22 protein-coding genes are annotated in these 24,124 nt (G+C 59.3%); 16 read left to right on the top strand and 6 right to left on the bottom strand.

From position 1 onward, the window contains the following. The first annotated feature begins 6 nt into the window (after window positions 1–6). The 3 genes from ACQZ6D_RS10815 (at window position 7) to ACQZ6D_RS10805 (ending at window position 3,930) form a co-directional block, all read left to right on the top strand. Window positions 7–1,614 carry an ABC transporter substrate-binding protein gene (locus ACQZ6D_RS10815; RefSeq protein ID WP_448729919.1) on the top strand — a complete coding sequence of 536 codons (1,608 nt, stop codon included), beginning with the start codon at window positions 7–9 and terminating at the stop codon, window positions 1,612–1,614. 112 nt (window positions 1,615–1,726) lie between these two features. Then, the gene (locus tag ACQZ6D_RS10810) at window positions 1,727–2,758 is read left to right on the top strand and encodes an ABC transporter substrate-binding protein (RefSeq protein ID WP_065704525.1); all 1,032 of its coding nucleotides are present in this window, start codon (window positions 1,727–1,729) and stop codon (window positions 2,756–2,758) included. Then, on the top strand, window positions 2,755–3,930 hold the full coding sequence (locus ACQZ6D_RS10805; RefSeq protein WP_333704447.1) for an acyl-CoA dehydrogenase family protein: 1,176 nt from the start codon (window positions 2,755–2,757) through the stop codon (window positions 3,928–3,930). Before ACQZ6D_RS10810 ends, ACQZ6D_RS10805 begins: the two co-directional genes overlap by 4 nt. A gap of 57 nt (window positions 3,931–3,987) precedes the next feature. Here the strand turns inward: ACQZ6D_RS10805 and ACQZ6D_RS10800 are convergent, their stop codons facing one another. Further along, window positions 3,988–5,058: an LLM class flavin-dependent oxidoreductase gene (locus ACQZ6D_RS10800; protein WP_448729918.1), complete on the bottom strand. Its 1,071-nt coding sequence runs from the start codon at window positions 5,056–5,058 to the stop codon at window positions 3,988–3,990. Window positions 5,059–5,458: 400 nt separating this feature from the next. Here ACQZ6D_RS10800 and ACQZ6D_RS10795 point away from each other — a divergent pair, with 400 nt between their 5' ends. From ACQZ6D_RS10795 to ACQZ6D_RS10775, 5 genes are all read left to right on the top strand, one after another. After that, window positions 5,459–6,076, top strand: coding sequence for an alpha/beta hydrolase (locus ACQZ6D_RS10795; RefSeq protein ID WP_013761667.1), 618 nt, complete (start codon window positions 5,459–5,461; stop codon window positions 6,074–6,076). A 217-nt stretch (window positions 6,077–6,293) separates the two neighbouring features. Next, complete coding sequence (locus ACQZ6D_RS10790; RefSeq protein WP_019564753.1) at window positions 6,294–6,491, top strand: hypothetical protein; 198 nt, start codon at window positions 6,294–6,296, stop codon at window positions 6,489–6,491. A gap of 171 nt (window positions 6,492–6,662) precedes the next feature. Beyond that, the gene (ssuD, locus tag ACQZ6D_RS10785) at window positions 6,663–7,832 is read left to right on the top strand and encodes an FMNH2-dependent alkanesulfonate monooxygenase (RefSeq protein ID WP_127966146.1); all 1,170 of its coding nucleotides are present in this window, start codon (window positions 6,663–6,665) and stop codon (window positions 7,830–7,832) included. Window positions 7,833–8,025: 193 nt separating this feature from the next. Further along, the gene (locus tag ACQZ6D_RS10780) at window positions 8,026–8,571 is read left to right on the top strand and encodes a flavin reductase family protein (RefSeq protein ID WP_003511097.1); all 546 of its coding nucleotides are present in this window, start codon (window positions 8,026–8,028) and stop codon (window positions 8,569–8,571) included. 51 nt (window positions 8,572–8,622) lie between these two features. Further along, entirely contained in the window at window positions 8,623–9,567 is a 945-nt protein-coding gene (locus ACQZ6D_RS10775; protein ID WP_127966147.1) for an acyl-CoA dehydrogenase family protein, read from the top strand. A gap of 7 nt (window positions 9,568–9,574) precedes the next feature. Here ACQZ6D_RS10775 and ACQZ6D_RS10770 read toward each other — a convergent pair whose 3' ends face one another. Further along, the gene (locus ACQZ6D_RS10770) at window positions 9,575–10,024 is read right to left on the bottom strand and encodes an RrF2 family transcriptional regulator (RefSeq protein WP_003511094.1); all 450 of its coding nucleotides are present in this window, start codon (window positions 10,022–10,024) and stop codon (window positions 9,575–9,577) included. Window positions 10,025–10,328: 304 nt separating this feature from the next. Between ACQZ6D_RS10770 and ACQZ6D_RS10765 the strand changes: the two genes are divergently transcribed. The 7 genes from ACQZ6D_RS10765 to ACQZ6D_RS10735 all read left to right on the top strand — a co-directional run bounded on the left by ACQZ6D_RS10765 (window position 10,329) and on the right by ACQZ6D_RS10735 (window position 18,403). Beyond that, window positions 10,329–11,333: an LLM class flavin-dependent oxidoreductase gene (locus ACQZ6D_RS10765; protein ID WP_162995259.1), complete on the top strand. Its 1,005-nt coding sequence runs from the start codon at window positions 10,329–10,331 to the stop codon at window positions 11,331–11,333. A 23-nt stretch (window positions 11,334–11,356) separates the two neighbouring features. Further along, window positions 11,357–12,697 (top strand): LLM class flavin-dependent oxidoreductase, encoded by a 1,341-nt coding sequence (locus tag ACQZ6D_RS10760; RefSeq protein WP_111803463.1) that lies wholly within the window; start codon window positions 11,357–11,359, stop codon window positions 12,695–12,697. An 85-nt stretch (window positions 12,698–12,782) separates the two neighbouring features. Continuing rightward, window positions 12,783–13,970 (top strand): M20 aminoacylase family protein, encoded by a 1,188-nt coding sequence (locus ACQZ6D_RS10755; RefSeq protein WP_013761660.1) that lies wholly within the window; start codon window positions 12,783–12,785, stop codon window positions 13,968–13,970. A gap of 23 nt (window positions 13,971–13,993) precedes the next feature. Continuing rightward, complete coding sequence (locus tag ACQZ6D_RS10750) at window positions 13,994–14,551, top strand: GNAT family N-acetyltransferase (RefSeq protein ID WP_003511088.1); 558 nt, start codon at window positions 13,994–13,996, stop codon at window positions 14,549–14,551. 13 nt (window positions 14,552–14,564) lie between these two features. Continuing rightward, window positions 14,565–16,370: an amino acid ABC transporter permease/ATP-binding protein gene (locus ACQZ6D_RS10745; RefSeq protein ID WP_081308480.1), complete on the top strand. Its 1,806-nt coding sequence runs from the start codon at window positions 14,565–14,567 to the stop codon at window positions 16,368–16,370. Between the two features lie 25 nt (window positions 16,371–16,395). After that, window positions 16,396–17,334 (top strand): ABC transporter substrate-binding protein, encoded by a 939-nt coding sequence (locus tag ACQZ6D_RS10740; protein WP_065662550.1) that lies wholly within the window; start codon window positions 16,396–16,398, stop codon window positions 17,332–17,334. Window positions 17,335–17,467: 133 nt separating this feature from the next. Further along, window positions 17,468–18,403 (top strand): ABC transporter substrate-binding protein, encoded by a 936-nt coding sequence (locus ACQZ6D_RS10735; RefSeq protein ID WP_035199520.1) that lies wholly within the window; start codon window positions 17,468–17,470, stop codon window positions 18,401–18,403. An 88-nt stretch (window positions 18,404–18,491) separates the two neighbouring features. On the opposite strand, the gene ACQZ6D_RS10730 is transcribed toward ACQZ6D_RS10735, so the two are convergent. Next, window positions 18,492–19,817 carry an NAD(P)/FAD-dependent oxidoreductase gene (locus ACQZ6D_RS10730; protein ID WP_025595541.1) on the bottom strand — a complete coding sequence of 442 codons (1,326 nt, stop codon included), beginning with the start codon at window positions 19,815–19,817 and terminating at the stop codon, window positions 18,492–18,494. Between the two features lie 231 nt (window positions 19,818–20,048). Between ACQZ6D_RS10730 and ACQZ6D_RS10725 the strand changes: the two genes are divergently transcribed. Further along, complete coding sequence (locus ACQZ6D_RS10725; RefSeq protein ID WP_013761655.1) at window positions 20,049–20,525, top strand: Lrp/AsnC family transcriptional regulator; 477 nt, start codon at window positions 20,049–20,051, stop codon at window positions 20,523–20,525. Between the two features lie 103 nt (window positions 20,526–20,628). On the opposite strand, the gene ACQZ6D_RS10720 is transcribed toward ACQZ6D_RS10725, so the two are convergent. The 3 genes from ACQZ6D_RS10720 to ACQZ6D_RS10710 are packed head-to-tail and all read right to left on the bottom strand — an operon-like array spanning window position 20,629 to window position 24,085. Continuing rightward, the gene (locus ACQZ6D_RS10720) at window positions 20,629–22,284 is read right to left on the bottom strand and encodes an ABC transporter ATP-binding protein (RefSeq protein ID WP_065659592.1); all 1,656 of its coding nucleotides are present in this window, start codon (window positions 22,282–22,284) and stop codon (window positions 20,629–20,631) included. Then, the gene (locus tag ACQZ6D_RS10715) at window positions 22,284–23,135 is read right to left on the bottom strand and encodes an ABC transporter permease (protein WP_013761653.1); all 852 of its coding nucleotides are present in this window, start codon (window positions 23,133–23,135) and stop codon (window positions 22,284–22,286) included. The genes ACQZ6D_RS10720 and ACQZ6D_RS10715 overlap by 1 nt, the downstream gene beginning before the upstream one ends. Beyond that, the gene (locus tag ACQZ6D_RS10710; RefSeq protein WP_448729917.1) at window positions 23,135–24,085 is read right to left on the bottom strand and encodes an ABC transporter permease; all 951 of its coding nucleotides are present in this window, start codon (window positions 24,083–24,085) and stop codon (window positions 23,135–23,137) included. Before ACQZ6D_RS10710 ends, ACQZ6D_RS10715 begins: the two co-directional genes overlap by 1 nt. Between the last annotated feature and the right edge of the window lie 39 nt (window positions 24,086–24,124).

The raw sequence follows: 24,124 nt of genomic DNA, 5'->3' as shown, positions 1-24,124 counted from the left end.
TATCGCATGACTGTTTTCAACCAGACGACGCGCCGCGGATTTCTGCTGGCGTCGGTGGCGCTTGGCGTGGTGTCGTTGCCGGGGCTGAAGCTCAACGCAGCAGAGCCGGCAAGCGGCGGAACGGCCACTTTGCTCATCTCATCGGAGCCGCCGGTTCTGACGACGATCGCGCACACGGCCTATAATTCCGTCTACATATCGCCCAAGGTCACCGAAGGGCTGCTGACCTATGATTTCGACCTCAATCCCAAGCCGCTCCTGGCCAAATCATGGGATGTCAGCGGCGATGGCCTGCGTTACACCTTCAATCTGAGACCCGGTGTAAAATGGCATGACGGCAAGCCTTTCACATCTGCCGATGTGGCGTTCTCCATCAACACCATCAAGGAAGTGCATCCGCGCGGGCGCAATACCTTCCTGAACCTCACCAGTGTCGAGACCCCGGATGATCTGACGGCCGTGCTGGTTCTTTCCAAGCCTGCGCCGTATCTGATAACGGCGCTTGCCGCTGCTGAAACGCCTATCGTGCCCAAGCATCTTTATGAAGGCACGAAAGTTACCGAAAATCCCATCAATCTCGCGCCTGTTGGCACCGGCCCGTTCAAGTTCAAGGAATGGGTGCGCGGCAGCCATATCGTTTTTGAGCGTAATGCCGATTATTGGGATGCGCCGCGCCCCTATCTCGACAAGCTGATTGTTCGCTTCATTCCTGATGCTTCGGCCCGGGCGATTGCCATCGAAACCGGTGAAATCGATCTCGCGCCCAGCACGCCGGTCGCCTATAGCGATCTCGACCGGCTGAAGGAGCTGCCGAGCCTCGGCTTCGAGACCAATGGCTATCAATATACCAATTCGATCAGCCGCGTGGAGTTCAACCTCGAGAAGGATGTGTTCAAGGATGTCCGCGTCCGCCGCGCCTTCGCGCATGTCATTGACCGTAACGTCATCTTCAACACGGTCAATTTCGGTTATGGTGCGACGATTACCGGACCGATCAATCCGAAGCTGACGAAATGGTTCGTGGACGATCTGAAGACCTATCCGATCGATCTGAAGCCGGCGGAAGCGCTGCTGGATGAGGCCGGATACAAGCGCGGTGCGGATGGCATCCGTTTCAAGCTCAATCTGGACTATGTGCCGAGCACCGAGGCCTATCCGCGTGGCGCGGACTATATTCGCCAGGCACTGGCAAAGGTCGGCGTGGATGTGACGGTGCGGACGCAGGATTTCGCCACCTACACCAAGCGCATCTATACGGATCGTGATTTCGACTTTGCCTATGAGGGCATGAGCAATCTCTTCGACCCGACAGTCGGTGTGCAGCGGCTCTACTGGTCCAAGAACTTCAAGAAGGGTGTTCCCTTCTCAAATGGCGCCGCCTACAGCAATCCCAAGGTGGATGCGCTGCTGGAAGCTGCCGCTGTCGAGATCGATCCGGACAAGCGCGTCGCGCAATGGAAGGAAATACAGCAGATCCTCGTCGATGACGTTCCTGCCATCGACATCGTTGCGGCACCTGAAATCACCATCTTCAACAAGCGCATTGCCGATCACACGATCGGTGCAGAAGGCGTCGCGGGCAGCCTCGCCTTCGCGCATATTGCGGCATCCTGATCGTCTCGCCAGACCCTGCCCGCCGTTTGCGGCGGGCAGGGACATCTCCCTTTCGTCGACGGGCACCGCAGCATCGCTTTCTGGTGTCATCGTTTTCATCGAGGCCAAAGCCATGAGCACGACACTTTCTGAAATCTGGTACACACGTTGCCCGGTGCCCACGCCCGTGGGGCTTGCGGCGCAGCTCGGTTATCTCGCGCAGACCTTTGAGGATGTGGGGATATCGCTGAAATCCATCATCGATTCACCGGATCGTTCTGTGCGGCAGAGCCATTTCAACCACACGCTGGAATGGTCCTTCCGCCACGGCGGTAATGTGCCCCCTATCCGCGCCCGCTCGGAAGGGCGCAATACGCGTCTTATCGGCATTACCTGGACCGATGAGTTCCAGGCGATCATCACCCTTCCGGAAAACGGTATCCGCTCGCTTGCCGATCTCGTCGGCCGCCGTTTCGGTGTGCCGCGCAGACCTGATGGGATTGTCGATTTCATGCGAGCGACAGCATTGAAGGGCATCGTTTCGGCGCTTTCGCTGGAGGGGCTGAGGGTCGAGGATATCGAGCTGAAGGATATCGTGATCAAGGATTCCGTGCTGGCGACACAGGAGGGACCATCCCTTTTCGGCCTGAAGCGGCGACAATCCTTCGGTGAGGAGATCATCGCGCTGTTGCGGGGTGAGGTCGATGCGATTTTCGTCAAGGGTACTGCCGGTATCGCCGCCGCGAACCTGATCGGCGCCGTGCAAGTGGCGGAATTCGGTTTTCACCCCGACCCGAAGATACGTATCAACTCCGGCTCTCCCCGCGTGCTGACAGTTGACGGACGACTTGCCGATGAGCGCCCCGATCTGGTGGAGCGGCTGGTTGCCGCCATTGCCAAAGCCTCGCTCTGGGCGGAGCAGCATCCGGAAGAGACCCGCCGTTTTATCGCGCGCGAGGCGGGTGCGACCGAAGAGCAGGTTCTGGCCGCCAACGGCCCGGATGTCCACCGCCATCTAGGTCTTGGCCTCGATGCAGACCTCGTCGCCGCCGTCGGCCATTACAAGGATTTCCTGCATCAATGGGGTTTCCTTGAAAACGACTTCGATCTCGCTGCGTGGATCGATGACCGTTTCGTCACGACCAGTGAAAGGGCGGTGGCATGAGCGGCGCTTTATCCGCCGTTCCGAGCCCGGAGCAGCACTTGAATCCCGTCGCCATCGCAACCGCGCTCGCCGAAGATTTCAGCCTGACTGCGGCGGAGTATGACAAAAGCGGCGAATTCGCCGCCGGTAATTTCGAGGCGCTTTTCAAGTCTGGCCTGCTTGGTCTCGTGACGGCTGAAAAGGACGGTGGCTGGGGGGAGGGCATGGAAACCGCGCATGCCGTCATCGCCGCCATTGCCAAGGGTGATCCGTCAACCGCCCTTATCCTTGCCATGCATTACAGCGTTCATGCTGCCATCCGGCGCGGCAGGTGGCCGGCAGATCTCGCGGCAAAAGTGCTGGCCGCCAATAACAGGGAGCGGGCGCTTCTGAACAATGCGCAGGCAGAGCCGGGGATCGGTTCCCCGGCCCATGGCGGCCTGCCGGAAACGACGGCGCGGATCGAGGGCGATTTCTGGGTGGTCAATGGCCGCAAGAGCTTCGTCACCGGCCTGCCGGGTCTGAAATGGGCGATTGTACTTGCCGTCACGACGGAAGAGGTGCCGCGCCTGATCCAGCTTCTGGTCCCGCTCGATGCGCCGGGCATCGGCCGGGAAAAGGCATGGGAAGCGACCGGAATGTATGCCACCGCCAGCGACGATCTCCTGCTTGAGAATGTGAGGGTGCCGCTCGCCGATATCGTTGCCGAACAGCCGGCGGACGAGCCGTTGCGGCGGGATGAGGCGGACGGTTACAATTTCTTCGTGCTGCTGGCCTCCGTCTATCACGGTGTCGCGCTTTCGGCGCGTGACGCCCTCTTGCGCCATCTGACAGGCCATGTTCCGGCAAGCCTCGGCGCGCCGCTGTCATCCATTCCCCGTATTCAGGAAGGTCTGGGCGAGATCGAGGTGCTTCTTGCGGCCAACAGGCGTCTGCTCCGCTCCGTCGCGCGTGATATCGATGCGGGTGAGAAGGTAGGCACGGATGCGCTCGCCGTTCGTCATGTGGTGATCGACAATGCGGTGGCGGTGACGGATCTGGCGCTGGAGCTTGGCGGCAATCGCGGCCTTCGCCGGGATTATAATCTCGAGCGGCATCACCGCGACGCCATAACGGCAAGGGCGCATGCGCCGCAAAGCCACATGATCCGAACTATCCTCGGCCGTCAGAGCATCAAGGCTGTCGGCGGCTGACCGTAGAAGACATGGGCGGCTTTGTTTGGCAGGCCGCCCATGTTGACGCCGCCCGCATCAGTCCCGGAGTAGCGGCAACAGCTTGTCGCCCTGCCGTTCAATTTCCTGAAGATAGGGCGTGTCGGAAAGCACGAAATGGGTGATGCCAAGCGAGCGGTATTTGCGCAGCGACGCGGCGACGTCTTCCGCCGAACCGACGAGCCATGTCGTTGCGGCACCGCCTCCGCCAAATTTGCCGGGTGCGGTATAAAGATTGTCGTCCAGCACATCGCTCTGCGTGTGCAGATCCAGCAGGCGGCGCTGGCCGACTGCGACACCTTGCAGATGATCGTTCCAGCGCACGCCATTGTTAGCAGCCATCTCCGCTACCTTTGCTTCCGCATCGCGCCAAGCCTCAGCCGTGGTTTCGCGCACCAGCGTGGTGATCCGCAGACCGAATTGCAGCGGCGGCAGGTCACGGCCGAGGGTCTCACTGAAATATCTGAGACGTTCTATCCTTTCGCGCACGCCGGCGAGCGGTTCGCCCCAGAAGAGCTGGACATCGGCTTCAGTTGCGGCAACCTGTTCGGCGGCCTCGGACGCGCCGCCGAAATAAAGTTTGGGATGTGGCCGGCCGGCACTCTCACTGATGCGCGGCGAGACGGTGGAGTTCTTGACCCGGAAATGCTCGCCATCGAAAGTGACGTTTTCCTCAGTCCAGAGCCGCCGCACCAGCCGCATGAACTCCTTCGTGCGCGCATAACGCTGCGCCTGATCGCCTTCTTCGTCGCCATAGGCCGCAAGCTCGTCCCGGCCGGAAACGACATTGATTCGTACCCGGCCACCAGAAAGCTGATCGAGCGTGGCGGCGGCCGATGCGAGATTGGCCGGCTTCCAGTAGCCGGGGCGGATAGCGATCAGTGGCTCGAAAGTGGTGGTACGCGCGGTAAGCGACGCCGCAACCGTAAAGGTATCCGGACGCCCCCAGCCGGTGCCGATCAACGCGCCCTTCCAGCCATGGTTTTCCAGCGCCCTGGCATGGGTAGTTAAAGTATCGAGGCTGTTGTGGTTTTCGCTGACGGCGTCGCCCCGATGTCCGGGTTTGACGTCATTGGGGATGTACCAGAGAAATTCGCTCGTGCTGCTCACATTATCCGCCTGAATTTTCGCTTTATGTCGCGGTGGAATGGCCCTGCCGAGGCTCGGCATCTGCCATTTTGGGGTTCGGGAGGTTGAGGTCTCCGATAGTGCGAGAATGACAAACCGGCGGCGGCACGGCCAAGCAGCGGCGTTTCTTTTCGGATGCGGCAGAGGAAAAGCTTTCCGCGTCTTTTGCTCAATTAGAACATATTTTCTATGGAAAATATTTTAGGCAATGATTCCACATGTGCAGTTTTGCGGCCCGCCGCCGAGGACGTATTTTTTGCCAGAATGGAATTGCGTGGATCGATTTTTCTCGAGTTCGGAAAAGCTGAGCAAGGCAATAGTCGACTAAAATTGCGAAATTCACCATTCTTGGCACACCCCGCCCGCAAACCACGGAGTAGGCATGTGTACCACCTTGATTGTCCCCGGCCTCAACGGTTCGGATGAGGGGCATTGGCAGCGGCACTGGCTGCTGGAAGATTCGGAGGCGCAGCTGGTCGATCAGCAGAATTGGGAATGCCCGGTTCTTGAAGACTGGCTTGAGCGTCTGGAAGCGGCGCTCGCCGCAACCGAAAGCGCCTATATTGTCGCCCACAGCCTGGGTTGCCTGCTTGTCGCCAATATGGCGACACGACCCGTGGCCAGCAAAATCAGGGGTGCGCTTCTGGTGGCGCCCGCCCATCTCGACAGAGTGGAGGCAATGCATCCATGCATCGTCCGCTTCGGCGCATTTCCTCGGTCGCCGCTCGCCTTCCCCAGTCTCGTCGTAGGTAGCATGAACGACCCCTATATGAATCCGGACGAGTTAGCCCGCACCGCTGCTGACTGGGGAAGCGATATCGTCAATCTCGGCTCCGTTGGACACATCAATATTGCCGCCGGTTTCGGCCGGTGGTCCGAGGGCTATGCTCTTTTCGCACGCCTGAAAGCGGCGTCCGAAATCAAGGCCAGCAGATCGAGGAAGCGCGGATCACCCGTTCTGCACGGTGCGCTGCTGCAGGGTGATGCCGGCGCTCTATAGTCTTTTCGTCCCAAGTCCGTGCTTTGAGCGGCCATCGCGTCGACGCCATTGCGATGACCCCTTTATTGGCGGTTCGAAACGGAATTTTTCCCGCTGCCGCAACCTTAGTCCACGTTTGCCGGCAATCCGCCAATTATAGAATAGTAATTTTATGGAAAATATTGACCAATCTGGGCGCTCGCCGGAGGATAGAGCGAATTGACCAAAGGAGGCGCACATGCCGCAGGGACTTCATGCGTTTACTGTCGATCTGTTCGGTCTGGCCAGGCGTAGGCCGCGAGGGGATGATGAGGGCAGGCTCCAGCCGCTGGATCATTCCGGTCGTATCAAGCGGGAAAAGAGCGATCTCGACCTTGAGCGGGAAGAGATTTACGAAATGAATTTCGCGATGCTCGGACTTTATCCGGTCCTCTGACACAGGGAGGCGAAAGGTTTGTTTTCGCTTCCCAGACCTATTTCCCAGCGGAGATAAACTCTCCTTGCGGCACGGAAATTGGAACAAAATTTCTTAAACGCGGCGGGGAATTGGCTACCCTTTTAGTACCAAGCCGAATTGCCCGATGGGCGGATTGCAAAGGACCTGTCGATGAGTACAGCTGACAAACCACTCGATTTTCTGTGGTTCATACCCACCTCAGGCGACGGCAGCTATCTTGGCTCCGACGATCTGTCACGTCCCGCCGATCCCGGCTATTTCCGGGAAATAGCGCAGGCTGCGGATCGGCTCGGTTATTCCGGGGTGCTTATTCCTACCGGCGTCGCCTGCGAGGAATCCTTCATCCTCGCGGCCAATCTCGCCGCCTATACCGAGAAACTGAAATTCCTCGTCGCCATCCGTCCGGGCGTTGCCTCGCCGGCCTATTATGCGCGGCTGGCCTCCACGCTGGACCGTGTTTCCCATGGTCGGCTGCTTCTCAACATCGTCGTTGGCGGCAGCGCGCAGGAGCTGGCTGGTGATGGCATCTTCCTGCCGCACGACGAGCGTTACGACCACGCTGACGAGTTCTTCCAGGTGTTCAATTCGTTGATCGAAACTGGCAAGGGAGATCTCGACGGCAAATATATCAAGGCACAGGGTGCCAGGCTCGGCCTGCCACCGGTGCAGGAACCGCGTCCGCCGCTTTATTTCGGCGGCTCCTCCGATGCCGGGATCGAGTTCTCGGCCGGTATCACCGACAAGTATCTGACCTGGGGTGAGCCGCCGGCACAGGTGGCGGAAAAAATCACCAAGGTTCGCGCCGCCGCAGCGAAAAAGGGGCGAGAAGTGACATTCGGCATTCGCCTGCATTTCATCGTGCGCGAAACCGATGAGGAGGCCTGGGCCGATGCGGACAAACTGATTTCCAAGCTTTCCGACGAAACCATCGCTTCCGCTCAGGAGGCCTTCTTAAAGGCGTCGGATTCGGTCGGTCAGGCAAGGATGCGGGCGCTGCATAATGGCCGGCGTGACCAGCTTGAAGTCTCTCCGAACTTGTGGGCGGGAATCGGTCTTGTCCGCTCTGGCGCCGGCACCGCGCTGGTGGGTTCGCCGAAGACAGTTGCGGCACGGCTGCGGGAGTATCAGGCGCTGGGCATCGATACCGTCATCGCATCGGGCTATCCGCATCTGGAGGAAGCCTATCGTCTATCCGAATTGCTGTTTCCGGAAATCGGGCTTGATGGGCCACGTAATCAGATCCGTTCGTCTTTCGGCACAAAACAGGTTTTCGGCGGCGGCGGCCACGGCGGTAACGTCAAGCTGGTATCCGGCTCGTGATCAATCGCCGGAAGGCGGGCGACCCCCTTCCGGTTAGCCTTTCCTATGGGCGTCATTCGGCGGAGCGTTCACAGGAGAGCGGCATATAAAACATTATTTCCATAGAATATAAGTATTATGGAAAACGATGTCTATTTCACGCCCCGCCGCCGCTGCTAACTATTGAGCAACAAGCTGTTTTCAGGAGCGATCGATGACATTGCAATATGCGGCCAAGGATCAACAATTCATCAATCTCCGCGATCCCGTCTCTGGCAAGGCGCCGGATGCCGATAGCCTTAAGGCGGCGCTCAGGACGCTGGGCGGCGGTGTCAGCGTCATTACGGCGGGCGAGGGTGATGCGCGCACGGGTGCTACGGTAACATCCGCCACAGCCCTGTCGGTCGATCCGCCAAGAATTCTGGTTGCGCTCAACCGCTCCTCCTCCACATGGCCTGTGGTGCAGCGCTTCGGCCATCTGGCGGTGAATATTATCGGCCCGAACCATCAGTTCATCGCCAACCAGTTTGCCGGTGTTGGCGGTCTGAAAGGTGTGGACCGTTATCGCGGCGCGGAATGGACCCGTCTGGCGAGCGGCGCGCCCATCCTCGAGGACGCCGTTGCCGCGATCGATTGCACAATCGAGGAGGCGATCGAGCGCCACAGCCACGTCATCATCATCGGCAAGGTGGAGGCGATCCGCATCGGATCGGGTCACTCGCTGGTCTATCAAAACGGCCGTTATCATTCGCTGGACTGAGCTCCGGCCTTTCCGGCGCTTTCACTGGGTCATTCTTTGAGGGAGTTGAGCATGGGATCTGTCACGCCGCTCGGCGAAAGAATTCGTTTCGTGTCTCCGCGTCTCGGCGCGGATGGGGATGTACTGACCGTTGCCCGGACGATTGCCGAAAAATGCGCGGTGGAAAGTGCCGCACAAATCCACGCGCGGATTGCCCGTTCCGGCCTTCTCGCCCTCTCCGTTCCAAACGATCTGGGCGGGGCGGACATCACAAACGACGTTCTCTCGCAAGCTCTCTCGATTATTTCCGCGGCGGATGCGGAGGCGGCGCATGCGCTTGCCGAACACTTCACGGCGCTCGAATTCATCAGGAACGCCGGTAGCGAAGAGCAGCGCATAACCCTCTTCGCCCGCCTCGATCTTGGTGAGACTTTTGCGCTTGCCTCATCTGACGCCGGCGTGGATCAGGCGGTTCTGTTGACTGGCGACGACTATGGCTTGCGGCTGCCCGATGACATTGCCCGATCTGTTACCTCAGATGCAGACTGGATCGTTGTCCCGGCAGTCAACGCGGCAGGGCAGGCCGTGCTCGTTGTTCTTCGCAATCGCCCGGATACATCATGGGACGGCCTGCTGCGCGCCGATCAGGTCGCGTTTCTTGCGCAGGGCGCTGGAAATCTGGCAGCCTCCGTTTTCACCCTTCTGAAGGCCGCCGTGGCTCTGGGTGAGAAACAGCGTGAGCTTTCAGCGTTGCTGATTGACAGATTGGCCGAGGAAGGTGATGCGCGCCCCCTTATCGGCGAAATATTTCTCGCAATCGAATTGCTGAAGGCACAGATTTCCCGCCTCGCGGCCAATATCGATGCGGCGCAGGTGGGGGCGGAAAGCGTGACCTTTCGCTCTGTCCGCAACAATGCCATCACGCTGGAAATTCTAATGGCCCGTCTCGGACTTATCGATGGTGCAAGCGAATCAGGGCTGATTGCGACCCTGGGCGACGATCTGCGCCGACAGTAAACGGCGCTTATTCGCCTGCCGGAATAAATTGCGCGTCTTGTCCGCCTTTTGCCACGAATTGTGCGAGCGTCATATTGTCCAGGATTGTTGCGATGGCGTCCCGCACGTCCGTCATCGAAACCCTGACCTGACAGGTCTCGGGATCGTCGCAGTCGTCGCAGGCTTCAAAAGCGGTGCGGCTGGCACAGCGGATGGGTGCCAAGGGCCCGTCCAGCGTGCGGATGACCTGCCCGATCATGATTTCCGATGGCATTTTCGACAGCGAATAACCGCCATTCGGTCCCTTCTTGGAACGCAGAATGCCGCTGTTGCGCAGTTCCAGAAGAATAGTATCCAGAAATTTTTTCGGAATATTGTTGCGGGTTGCAATCTCGGTCACAAAGGCGGTCTCGCCCTGGGGCAACCGCGCCAGATCGACAAGAGCCTTCAGTCCGTATTTGCCTTTTTTGGTCAACATCGCATGATCCGCAAAGAGGGCCAGCACCTTCTGAGTGCCGGGTTATGGTGTTCTCAACTTACTAAGTAGTTTTTACCGAATTCCCGCGCAAGTCCGTTTCGTCCCGGCTCGATGCACAAAGCGGCTTTACACCATCGTTTTTCGCCCTGTTTCCTCATCGTTTCGGATTGCTTTGCCAAAGACGCCTGCCGAAACCATAGCGGGAAACAATATTTTCTCTGATCGCGTCGCAACGTGGAACGAACGTCCTTTATTACTGTATAAAATCAGTAGACAAAGTATGCATCAAAAGACATGCGAGGTGATGATGTATACTCTCAGTTTGCTGGACAAGAGCCCTGTTCCAACGGGTGAGAACGCGGCAAGCGCGTTCCGCGACACGATCAATCTCGCCAAACGCGCCGAAGAACTGGGCTATCGCCGATTCTGGGTGGCAGAACATCACAATTCGCCGGAGCTTGCCGGTTCCGCGCCGGAAGCGCTGGTTGCATGGATTCTGGCGAAGACCTCTCGTATCCGCGTCGGCTCGGGCGGCGTGATGCTGCAGCATTACAGCCCCTACAAGGTTGCCGAGGTTTTCAACGTGTTGTCGTCGCTCGCCCCCGGTCGGGTCGATCTCGGCGTCGGCAAGACACCGGGCGGGCTGCCGCTTGCGACGTCTGCCCTACAGCAGGCCTATGATCCCGCCCGCAAGCCGGATTTCGAAACGGCTTTCGGTGAGCTTACCACGTTTCTCTCCGGTGCCGCGCCGCAGGGGCATGCGCAGGCCGGGTTGCAGGCAACACCGGTGCCGCCGGTTGCGGTGGAACGGTTTCTGCTCGGTGCCAGTCCGGAAAGCGCAAGGCTTGCAGCTTCCAAAGGATGGAATTTCGTCTTTGCCGGCCACCTCAATGGTGATCCGGAGGTTCTTCGCAGCAGCCTCTCGGCTTTCCGTGAGGAGAGCGGCGGAAGGGCGCCGATCCTTGCCCTCTCCGTCTTTGCCGCCAGTGATCCCGACCACGCGGCGCGGCAGGTGGAAGGTCAGCGCATCTACCGGGTGTTCCTGAGCGACGGCAAGGCGTTCAACCTTGGCCGCCGTGAACAGGCGGAAGAATTTGCCCGCCAGTCCGGCGATACCGATTATCGCATCGAGGAGCGTAAGCCCAACGTCCTGCATGGCGGGCCGGACGATATTCACAATGCGCTGCGCGCGCTTTCCGATGAGCACGGTATCGAGGAATTCATCGTGGAACCGCCGCATGTGGGGGCCGATCAGAGGCTCGCCTCGATCGAATTGCTGGCCACACACCGCCTTTCCAGGGCCGCGTGAACTTGTCCTCAGGAGGAAATGACATGACGAAAAAGACAATCCGTTTCGGCATCATGCTCCAGGGCCCCGGCGGGCACATGAACGCTTGGCGGCACCCGAAAAGCCCTGTTGATGCCAGCGTCAACTTCGATTTCTTCAGGAAGAACGCGCTGAAGGCAGAAGCCGCCGGCATCGCCTTCGCCTTCGTTGCCGACGGGCTTTACATCAACGACAAGTCCATTCCGCATTTCCTCAACCGGTTCGAGCCTTTGACCATCCTTTCGGCGCTCGCCTCCGTCACCTCGAAGATCGGTCTTGCCGGCACGGTTTCGACCTCCTACAGCGAGCCCTTCACCATCGCGCGCCAGTTCGCCTCGCTTGATCTTCTGAGCGGTGGCAGGGCCGGCTGGAATGCAGTGACGACGCCACTCGAAGGTACGGCGAAGAACTACAGCCGCAACCATCCCGAACATGCGCTGCGTTACGAGATCGCCGATGAATATCTGGAGGTGATCAAGGGCCTGTGGGACAGCTGGGACGACGATGCCTTCGTGCGTAACCGCGAGACGGGACAGTTCTTCGACAGGCAAAAACTCCACACGCTCGGCCACAAGGGTCGCTTCTTCCAGGTGGAAGGCCCGCTGAACATCCAGCGTTCGCCGCAGGGGCAGCCGGTGATTTTCCAGGCGGGGTCTTCGGATGCCGGTATCGGGCTTGCGGGTAAACATGCCGACGCCGTTTTTACTAATTCTGCGTCGCTCGAGGAAAACCAGACATTCCTCAAGCGCGTGAAGCAGAGTGCTGTCGCGCAGGGCAGATCCGCAGCCGACGTGAAGATTTTCCCTGGCATCGGGCCGATTGTGGGCGAGACGCAGGAGGAGGCGGAAGCAAAATACGACATCATCCGCAACCTCATCACGACAGAGGATGCGCTCGCCTATCTCGGCCGTTTCTTCGACCACCACGACTTCAGTGTCTATCCGCTGGATGAGCCTTTCCCCGAACTTGGCGAGATCGGCAAGAACAGCTTCCGTTCAACGACCGACCGCATCAAGCGCCGTGCGAAGGAAAAGAGCCAGACGTTGCGCGAAGCGGCGCTGGAGGCGGCGACCCCGCGCGAAGGTTTCATCGGAACTCCGGACAAGGTGGCGGACGAGATCATCCGCTGGGTGGAGCACGATGCGGCCGACGGTTTCATTCTGGGCTTCCCGGTGATTGCCGAAGGGCTGGATGATTTCATCCGCCTCGTCATACCGGTGCTGCAACGGCGCGGATATTTCGAACCGCATCTGGAAGGCACAACGCTGCGTGAGCATCTTGGCCTGCCTTTCAAGGACAGCATCTATTCCCACGCTGAAAGCGGTTCCAACAAGGCGATCGCATAAAAGCGGGGTCGGGCGGCAGCCATTGCCGCCCGGAGAGAATTTCAAGGTGCTGTGCGGGTAAAGCGCAGCGCAGGAGACCAGAACCATGAATATCCGCATTGACGGTGCGCGTCCGCAGGACGACGCCGAACGGGGAATCCTTGCCTTCATCGAGGAAAGCATCGCCATCCGGCACGATCTTCACCGACATCCGGAGCTTTCTCTTGGGGAAAAGCGCACGGCGGCGCTCGTTGCCCGTTATCTCCTCTCCTTCGGATATGAGGTGACCGAGGGTGTCGGGGGCCATGGCGTCGTCGCCACCTTGAAACGTGGTCATGGTGACAAGCGTCTGGGTATCCGCGCCGATATCGACGCCCTGCCCATCGTCGAGGAAACCGGTCTTGCCTATGCCAGCCAGACACAGGGTGTGATGCATGCCTGCGGTCATGACGGTCACACGACTATCCTGCTCGCCGCTGCCCGTTATCTAGCTGAAACATCGAGTTTTTCCGGCACGCTGACGCTGATTTTCCAACCCGCCGAGGAAATCGGTGCGGGTGCTAGAGCGATGATAAAGGACAGGCTTTTCGAGCGGTTTCCCGTCGATGCCGTGTTCGGGCTGCACAACTGGCCGGGTGTCGAAACCGGACAATTCGGCTTTGTCGAAGGGCCTGCCATGGCCTCCGTCGACAAGGCGAAGGTTCGGATCATCGGCAAGGGCGGGCACGGGGCGGCGCCGCATGAAACGGTTGATCCGGTTCTTGCCTCGGCAAGCTTCGTCACCGCCTTGCAGAGCATCGTCTCGCGCAATGTCGACCCGCGAGACATGGCGGTGCTGACGGTAGGCTCCATCCATGGCGGAACTGCTTCCAACGTCATTCCCGAGAGTGTCGAACTGCAGATTACCGCGCGGGCCTTTTCGCCCGCCGTGCGCGACAGACTGGAGGAGCGGCTTCCCGCCCTTGCCAAAGCACAGGCGGAAAGCTTCGGCGCAAGCGCCGATGTCACCTACTCCCGTGGCTTCCCCCCCGTCATCAATCACATCAGGCAGACAGCTTTTGCCCGCGACGTCGCCAAACGGCATTTTCCAGCCGAACAGGTTGCAGAAGGCTTTCAGCCGCGTACGGCGAGCGAGGATTTCGCCTTCATGCTTCTGGAGCGGCCGGGCTCCTATCTCTTCGTCGGCAATGGCGACAGCGCGCCGCTGCACAGCCCTCACTACGATTTCAACGATGCGATCATTGCGCCTGCGGCACGCTTCTGGGTGCGCCTGGCCGAAGCATACCTCTCCTGATGCAACGAGTTTAGGACAATGAGATGAGCGACAGTTTTCTCTACACATCGGTCAAGGATCCGCTCGCAACTCCGCTTCTGGAGGAGTTGCTGTTCGAATATGACAGCCGCTACGGCACATATTTCAACGCGGAAGGCGCCAAGGCGGAACTTAACAAATATCCGCCGGAGGCTTTCAGCCCGCCGTCGGGCAATTTCCTGCTGCTCTTGCGTGGCGGCAAGGCGATCGCCGGCGGTGCCTTCATGCGCTACGACGAGGAAACCGCCGAGTTCAAGCGGGTCTGGACCCATTCGGCCCACCGTCGGCAGGGGCTTGCCAAAATAGTGCTTCAGGAGCTGGAGCGGCAGGCGATCCGGCAGGGTTACGCCCGTGTCTATCTGACCACGGGCTTCCGCCAGCCGGAAGCGGTCGGCCTATATCTCACCAACGGTTATCGCGCGTTGTTCGATACGTCGGCCGATCCTGAAACGATCAGGTCGCTGCCTTTCGAAAAATGGCTTGCCGATAGCGCCTCCGCCTCCGTTGCGGAAGGCGCTTCGATACCGGCGGCCCGGCCGCATTCTTCCCCGGCCCACCCGTGAAAGGCTTTTTCAGATGACGATAGCCTCTGATTTTCCGCATGTTGCATTGAACGACCAGAAGGGTGAACCGATCAAGGGTGGGTATTCCCATTTCCGCATCGTGCCGGCCCGCTACCCCTTGCGGACCGTGGGAACAGTCTTCTCCGTACTCATCATTGCGGCCGTTCTGCATTCCGTTTTCGGCAATCCGCGCTGGGGCTGGGATGTCTTTGCGGAATGGTTTTTCGCTGAACCGGTGTTGGTCGGCTTAGGACGGACGCTGCTGCTGACCGCGCTCGGTGCGGTGCTCGGCTTCGCGCTGGGAACGCTGCTGGCGCTTGCCCGCGTTTCACGCTCGCCACTGCTGGTTGCCGTATCCTGGACCTATATCTGGATTTTTCGATCCATTCCGCTGATCGTGCTTTTGCTGATCCTCAACAACCTCGGTTATCTCTATGAGACCGTGACGATCGGTGTGCCCTATACGGGCATCAACTTCTTCAGCTGGAATACCACGCAGCTGATGACGCCGTTTGCGGCCGCCGTTCTGGGGCTGACGCTCAATCAGGCCGCCTTCGCATCCGAAATCGTCCGTGGCGGCATTCTCTCGGTTGATCAGGGGCAGCTTGAGGCTGCCGCAGCACTCGGCCTTCCCCGGCGGCGGCAGGCGTCCCGCATTGTTCTGCCGCAGGCGATGCGCTCCATCTTGCCCACCGCCTTCAACGACATCATCGGCCTCGCCAAGGGGACTTCGCAGGTCTATATCCTTGCCCTGCCGGAGCTGTTCTACACGATCCAGATCATCTATCGCCGAAATCTGGAAGTGATCCCGCTGCTGATGGTCGCGACCGTCTGGTATCTGGTGATACTGACGGCGCTTTCGATCGTGCAGCACCATATCGAGCGGCATTTTTCACGCGGTGCACTGCGCAATCCGCCGTCGTCACTGTTCGCCACGATTTACCGCACCTTCCTGCCGCGCAAACCCTTGCCTGAAGCCGTGGAAACGGTGGCCACGACAGCCGTAAGGCCCGAGCGTTCGGTGCCTGCCCGTGCCGTGAGCTTTCAGCTCGGAAATCGTGGCGGGTCGGTCAATATTCATGGCGTTTCGAAATCCTTCGGGTCGCTGAAGGTGCTTGATGATATCAGCCTTTCCATTCCGGCAGGCAGTGTTACCACCATTCTCGGCCAATCCGGCTCCGGCAAGTCCACATTGCTGCGCTCCATCAACCATCTCGAGCGTGTCGATGACGGTTTTATCGCCATAGACGGTGAATTGGTCGGTTATCGTCAAAAGGGCGATACGCTTTATGAGCTGAAGGAACGGGAAATCCTCAAGCGCCGCGCCGAAGTGGGCATGGTGTTTCAGAGCTTCAACCTGTTCCCGCATCTGACCGCGCTTGAAAACATCATCGAAGCACCCATAGCCGTTCGTGGCATATCGAAAGAGCAGGCGCAGACCGAGGCGCGCGATCTTCTGGCTCGCGTCGGCCTTGCCGAAAAAGCTGGCGCTTATCCCCGTCAGCTTTCCGGCGGTCAGCAGCAACGCGTGGCGATCGCCCGGGCGCTGGCGTTGCGGCCGAAGGTGTTGCTGTTCGATGAGCCGACATCCGCGCTCGATCCTGAACTCGTCAACGAAGTGCTTGATGTTATCAAGGAGCTTTCCCGCTCCGGCGTCACGCTCATCATCGTTACCCATGAAATCGGTTTTGCCCGTGAAGTCTCCGACAGGGTCGTCTTCATGGAACAGGGCCGCATCATCGAAACAGGCACGCCGGACCAGGTGTTCAACAGCCCGGAACATCCCCGCACCGCCGAATTCCTCGCAAAAGTTCTCTAATCAAAACAACAAAGGAAACACTCGCATGGCTTTTTCATCGAAATTATTGTCGTTGCTTGCAGGCGGTCTTTTCACCGCTACCACCGCGCTGATACCGGCTGCGCATGCGCAGGAAATCGACCTGTCGCCGGAGCAGAAGGGGCGAGTGCGCGCCGAGAAGGTGGAAGAAGCGATCAAGCTTCTGCCCGCTGGCCACAAGTTCGTCGCGGATGGAAAGTTGACGGTCGCGACCGTGCCGTTTCGGCTGCCGCTGGTCGATTATGCCAGCGATACAAAAACGCCTATTGGCGTGGAGCCGGATATCGCCCAGCTGGTTGCTGACAGTCTTGGCCTTGAACTTCAGCTAGTTCCCATCGCCTGGGCCGATTGGCCGCTGGGCCTCACCTCCGGCAAATATGATGCCGTCACCTCCAACATCACGGTGACGGAAGCCCGTAAGGAAAAATTCGACTTCTCCAGCTACCGCAACGACCTGCTCGGCTTTTACGTGGGCAGCAACAGCAAGGTGACGAGCATCAGCAAGCCCGAGGATGTTGCCGGGTTGAAGGTTATCGTCGGCGCTGCCACCAATCAGGAGCAGATCCTGCTGAAATGGATCAAGGACAACAAGGCCAAGGGTCTGGCCGACACCGATGTGCAATATTACGACGATCAGGCCGTGCTCGATGTCGCCCTGCAATCCGGCCGCGCGGACGCCTATCTCGGCCCCAATGCGACGTCAGCCTTCCAGGCAGCAAGCCAGAAGAAGACCAAGCTCGTTGGTACCTTCTCCGGCGGTTGGCCCGAAGCGGCGGAAATCGCCGTTGCCTCCAAAAAGGATGCCGGAATTGCCGCAGCCATCACGGCGGCACTGAACGCCCAGATCAAGAACGGCAATTACGGCAAGGTTCTCGCCCGCTGGAACCTCGGTTCGGAAGCCATCACCGAATCCCGGACCAATCCGCCCGGTCTGCCCAAGAGCTGAGTGCTGGTTTGCTGCCAGAAAGCTGAGTTTCCACAAAGCTGAGTTGAAGGTGGGACATCACTCAGCCGGTAGCGCGGGCCTCCTCCCGTCCGCGCTACCTCCGTCCCGCAATCCATTTTATCGGGGAGCCAGAATGGCACTCACCTCTCGTCTTGCCACAGTCACGTTCGGCGTTTTTCTCTCTATCGCCGCTTTCGGGTCGGCTTTCGCAACTGATGTCTTCGATCTTTCGCCAGACCAGCCTGGCCGGATCAGGGTAGAAAAAGACCCCGCAGCGATTGCCGCCATCCCGAAAGATTTCAAGTTCATCACCCCGGGCAAACTCACGGTCGCGGTTGCACCTGGCGGACCACCGCTCGCGACCTATGCGACGGACGCCAAGACCGTGGTGGGTGCCGATCCGGACTATGCGCTTGCGGTGGCTGATAGTCTCGGCCTTGAGCTTGAGCTGGTTGCTGTCGCCTGGGCCGACTGGCCGCTGGGGCTTGCCTCCGGCAAATACGATGCTGTCATCTCCAATGTCGGGGTGACCGAGCAGCGCAAGGAGAAGTTCGACTTCTCCACCTATCGTCAGGGCCTGCACGGCTTTTTCGTGAAGTCCGACAGCGGCATCACCGCCATAAATGAGCCGAAGGATGCAGCGGGCCTGAAGATCATCGTCGGCGCTGGCACCAATCAGGAGCGTATTCTGCTGAAATGGAATGACGAGAATGTAGCTGCCGGTTTAAAACCGCTCGAGCTGCAATATTATGACGACGAGGCCACCCGGCTTGTCGCGCTTTCTGCCGGGCGGGCGGATGTGATCGTCCAGCCGCATGCGCAGCTGGTCTTCATCGCCGCGCGTGACAAGACCATCAAGCGTGTCGGAACACTCTCCGCCGGCTGGCCGGAACGTTCGGATGTCGCCATCACCACCCGCAAGGGTTCGGGATTGGCCGATGCGCTGACGCTCGCCACCAACGATCTGATCAAGAGCGGCGCTTACGCGAAGATACTGGAACGCTGGCAGCTTTCGGAAGAGGCCTTGCCGGAATCGAGAACCAACCCACCCGGCCTGCCAAAAAGCTGACCGGTCGAATAAATGCGGTGGACGGCAGCACCCGCAGGTCATGCCTGCGGGTGCTGTTTTGATACGTCTGTTGGCCTGCGTAGAACAATCAGAAATCCGCGACCTTTCCCCATGACGAGTCAAGGAAACGGCTGGGATGATACGGGGCGGGGTCAACGATCGGGGTTGAACCCGTCACGATATCGGCGATCAGGTGGCCAGCGCCGGGGCCGATGCCGAAACCGTGGCCGCTGAAACCGGCGGCGAGGATGAAGCCGGGCAATTCGCTGGTCTCGCCGATGGCGGGCACACCATCCGGCGTGCTGTCGATGAAGCCGGCCCAGGCAGCGGATATCTGGGTTTTGCGGAGTGCAGGCAGAAGTTCCAGCGCCCTTTTGTGGGTCTCACGGATGGCGGCGGCATTCGGTTTCGGATCGAGAATACGAACCCGTTCCATCGGCGTCGGCGCATCGAGCCGCCAGTGCTTCAGCGTTTCGTGCCCACCGCGAACCCCTTCCAATCCACCCGGCCGCAGGCTGCGCCAGCGCTTGAGGAACATCGGAACGAATTCGCGTGCAAACCGCATTTGCTGCGCGGTCGGGTCGATGCGACCGAGGCCGCTGATGGCGAGCGTGTAACCGCCGTTGCTCCGGCGTGTTACAGAAACGGCTTTTGTATGCAGCGCATCCGGCAGTCCTTCCGCACCTGCTGTGACGGACAGGATTGAGGAGCGGACAGCGGCCTGCGGAAAACGAATTCCGAGCTGGCGGCAGAAGGACGAGGCCCAGGCGCCGCCGGACATGATGGCGGTTTTGGTGCGGATCGTGCCTTTTTCGGTAACGACGGCGCTAACGCGACCACCTTCCGTCTCCAGACCGCGCGCGGCGCAATTCTGGTGCACCGTTCCGCCCAGTTTTATGAGGGCACGCGCGACGGCCGGCGCCGCCATCGAGGGATCGGCGGTGCCGTCCGTTGGCGAAAAGACGCCACCCTTCCAGCGTTTTCCAGTTGCGCGTCCGCGGTTGCTCGCCTCATCCGCGCTCAACATATGCGTCGTCACGCCTGCGGTGATGGCAAAGTCGCGCCAGCGCGCCCAGCCGGCAATTTCAGCTTCGTTGTCGCTCAGGTAGAACAATCCGCAGCGGCGGAAACCGGTGTCTTCGCCGCTTTCTGCGGCAAACCGTTCCCAGAGCGTCAGGCTCTGCGTTGAAATCGGCAATTCGCGGGCGTCGCGGTTCTGCTGCCGGCACCAACCCCAGTTGCGGCTGGATTGCTCCGCGCCAACAAGACCTTTTTCGACAAGAGCCACTTTCAGGCCACGCCGGGCGAGGTAATAGGCTGCGAACACGCCGACGATACCGCCGCCGATAATGACGGCGTCCGCCGATTTCGGCAGTTCCGGTGATGTCGTGATCTGTTGCAGCGGCGCAGGCATGGTGGGGCTCCTTGTATTCGTCTTAATTTACCTTAGTCGCCGGGTAAACGCTGCCAGACTGCGCCGATTGCCGGAATCTCCTGCTGTTCGTAGCCATGTCTGCAACTCTTTATGCTGGATGAAAAAAACATCCCCGCGTCGACAGGGCACGCTCATGTGATAAGATTTCCATGGCCGCGTCAGAATTTTATGCCGCGTGCACGAAAAAATATAAAAGGGGTTCCGCACGTGATGAAACTTGACCGGATCGACATCAAGATCCTTTACGAACTCCAGAAAAATGGTCGCATCACCAATGTCGAGCTGGCGGAGCTTGTCAATCTCTCGCCAAGCCCCTGCCTGATGCGCGTCAAGAAGCTTCAGGCCGAGGGCTATATCGAAGGTTATTCGGCACAGATCAACATCAACAAACTCGGCCAGACGCTGACGGTATTCACCGAGATCACGCTCAAGAACCACCGCCAGATCGACTTCGCCCGTTTTCTCGGCGTTATCGAAAAGATCGATCAAGTGGTAGAATGCCACCTCGTTTCAGGCGGTTACGATTACCTCCTGAAATTCGTCACCTCCGGCATCGTCGAATATCAGTCGATCATGGAGCGGCTGACGGACATGGATGTCGGTATCGACAAATATTTCAGCTTCGTTGTGCTGAAATCTCCGATCATCAAATCGCATATGCCGCTGACCAGCCTGTTTCCGCTTTGAGGTGGAAGACGTCCCTTAGCAGGGGCGCCAGAGTATCGAGATACGTCGCTTCATACTCAACGTCATCCTGGGGACGAGCCCGAGGATGACGAAAGTGATGTTGTCACCTCTTGGAAAACGCCCGCACCAACTCTGCATCCTGCTGAAGATTGTCGAGCCATTTCGGGTCGAGCTTCGGTACCGAGGAGAACAGGAGCTTCGAATAGGGATGGGTCGGCGACTTGATCGCTTCCGTTGCCAGATGCTCCACTTTCTGCCCGCCATACATCACGACGATTTCGTCGCAGATGGTTTCCACCACAGAGAGATCGTGGCTGATGAAGATGTAGGAGAGGTTCAGCTCTCGCTGGAGTTCGCCGAGCAGGTCGATGATCGCGGCTGCGACGACCGTATCAAGCGCCGAGGTAATTTCATCGCAAATGATGAGCGATGGTTCTGCTGCGAGCGCGCGGGCGAAGTTGACGCGTTGCTTCTGTCCGCCCGACAGGCCGGAAGGATGGCGGTGGCGAACCGAGCGCGGCAGCTTCACCATATCCAGCAACTGGTCGATCCGGGCGTCGCGCGCCTTGCCTCTCATGCCGTGATAAAAGGTCAGCGGCCGGCCGAGAATATCCTCGATGGATTTGGCCGGGTTGAGCGCCGTATCGGCATATTGGAAGACGATCTGCATGCGGCGCAACTGATCGCTGGTGCGTTGGCGGGCATCGGCGTCCAACTGCCGACCTTCGAAGATGACATGACCGCTGGCGGCGGGCAGAATGCCGGCAATGGCGCGCGCCAGCGTCGATTTTCCGCAACCGGATTCGCCGATGATGCCGAGATTGCGTCCGGGATAGACTGCAAGGCTGACGGAATCGACCGCACGCACCAGCGGCATATGGTCTTCGCCTTTCGTTCCATATCCGGCGATCAGCTTCTCGATATCCAGCAGCGGCTTCGCGTCACTTTGTTTTAGCGGCGCTACGGTGCGTACCTTGTCGTTAAAAGCGGTGAGCAACTCCCGCGTATAAGGATGCTGTGCATTCTCGAGAATATCCGTGGTCGTGCCGGTTTCCTGTATCTCGCCGCCTTTCAGCACCACGATCCGATCGGCAATCTGGGCGACGACTGCGAGATCGTGCGAAACATAAACGCCGCCGATACCGCCCTTGCGCATCGCTGATTTGAAGGCGCGGAGAACCTCGATCTGTGTCGTTACGTCGAGTGCCGTAGTCGGTTCGTCGAAAATGACCAGGTCCGGGTTGCCGATCAGCGCCATGGCGGCGGAGAGACGCTGAAGCTGGCCGCCGGAAACCTGGTGCGGATAACGGTCGCCGATGGTTTCGGGATTGGGCAGTGACAATGCCTTGAACAGTTCCACCGCTCTTTGGCGCGCCTCCTGCGGCGGCATCAGATCGTGGATGCGGGTGACCTCTATGACCTGGTCGATGATCTTTTGCGCCGGATTGAAGGCGGCTGCGGCGCTTTGAGGGACGTAGGAGATTTTCGTACCGCGAATCTTCGCCCGTTCCATTTCGGAAAGCTGTACCATATCGCGGCCTGCCACCGTGACGCTGCCGCCGGAAATACGGCAGCCTGGGCGGGCATATCCCATCAATGTCAGTGCAATGGTGGTCTTGCCGGAGCCGCTTTCGCCGATCAATGCGACGATCTCGCCATCGGCGATATCGATGTCTACACCCCTGATGATTTGGATGCGGCGGCCGGAATCGGTGGTCGCCTCGACTTTAAGTCCACGGATTTCAACAAGATTTGTCATTATTCGCTCCTGTCGCGGATTTTCTGCGGCAGATTGTCGATCAGCAGATTGACGCTGATCGTCAGGCTGGCAATCGCCAACGACGGAAAGATCACGGCTGGCGCGGCAAAGGGCAGACCGCCGATGTTTTCACGCACCAGCGCACCCCAGTCTGCATTCGGCGGCTGCAGGCCAAGACCGAGAAAGGAAAGGCCCGAAAGAAGCAGCACGATGAACACAAAGCGCACGCCGAGATCGGCCAGCACGGGACGGATGATGTTGGGCAGGATTTCGGAGCTGATAAGGTGCAAGAGGCTCTCGCCGCGCACGCGGGCGACGGTGACGAAATCCATGGTGTTAACATTGACGGCGAGCGCCCGGGCAAAGCGATAGGCGCCGGGCGTATAGATTACCGACAGGGTGACGATCAGCACAGGAATGGAGGAGCCAACGGCAGCGACAACCACAAGCCCGAAAAGCTTGCTTGGAATGGAGTTCACCGCATCGAGAAAACGGCTGAGTGCCGCATCGAACCAGCCGCCGACCACGGCAGCGCTCATGCCGAGAACGACGCCCGACACGCAGGCGATCGTTACGGCGGCAAGCGAGATGCCGACCGTGAAACGCGCGCCCATGAGAATGCGGGAAAACACGTCGCGGCCGAGATAGTCGGAGCCGAGCCAGAGATCGGAGGTCATCGGACCGAAATAATCCAGATCGACGATTTCACCGACGGGATGCGGGATGAGATAGGGCGCAAAGATCGCAACCATGGCCCAGAGAAAAATGACGAGAAAGCCGAAAACGCCGACGACGTTGATTTTGTAACCCAAGCGCGAGGTCCCCGAAGTTGTTTTGATATTGTCGGTCATCAGCGCAGCCTCGGATTGGACATGATGGCAATGATATCGGCGGTTGTGATGAGGAGGAGATAACCGACGCAGAAAATCATTGCGCAGCTCTGGATCAGCGGCAGATCACGGGTCGCGACGCCATCAACCATCAGCTTGGCGATGCCTGGATAATTGAAGATAGTCTCGACGATGATGACGCCGCCGACGAGATAGGAGAGCGAAAGGGCCACCGCATTGACGATGGGGCCAAGCGCATTGGGAAGTGCGTGGCGAAGGACGATGCGCATGCGCGGTGCGCCTTTCAGGAGCGCCATTTCCACATAGGGCGTATCGAGCGTCTCGATGACGGCGGCGCGGCTCATGCGGATCATCTGTGCCGACACGACGAAGGTGAGCGTGATGACCGGCATGGCGTAAACCCGCAGCACATCGAATACGGTATGCACCTCGCTGACCAGCGACAGGGCTGGCAGCCACTTCAGATATACGGCGAACAGCAGAACCGCGAGCGTCGCGATCATGAATTCCGGCACCGAAATGACACCGATGGTCAGGATGGTGACGGCGCGATCATAAAGCGTTCCACGCAGCATGGCGGAGCTGATGCCGAGCGTCAGGGCCAGCGGCACGGCGATAACAGTGGTGATGCCGGCAAGCTTCATGGAGTTGACGAAACGTGGGCCTATGAGGTCGGCGATCGCCATATTGTTGGCGTAGGACGTGCCGAGTTCGCCGTGCACCAGGCCAAAAAGCCAGCGGACAAAACGCAGAAGGGCCGGGTCGTCGAGATGCATGGCGGTGCGCAGACCGGCCACGGCCTCCGGCGTTGCCGACTGGCCAAGAAGGATCGTTGCCGTGTCGCCGGGCAGCAGGCTGGTGGCGGAAAAGACGATAAACGATACGATAAGCAGCGTCGTCAGCATGACGACCAGCCGCCTGGCGATAAGGGAGAGTATCCGGCTGTTCATTTACATGCTCCTGCGACCTGCCTGGATCATGATGATTTC

Source organism: Agrobacterium sp. 22-3639C2, assembly GCF_053522105.1.
This window is presented reverse-complemented; position numbering and strand designations above follow the sequence as displayed.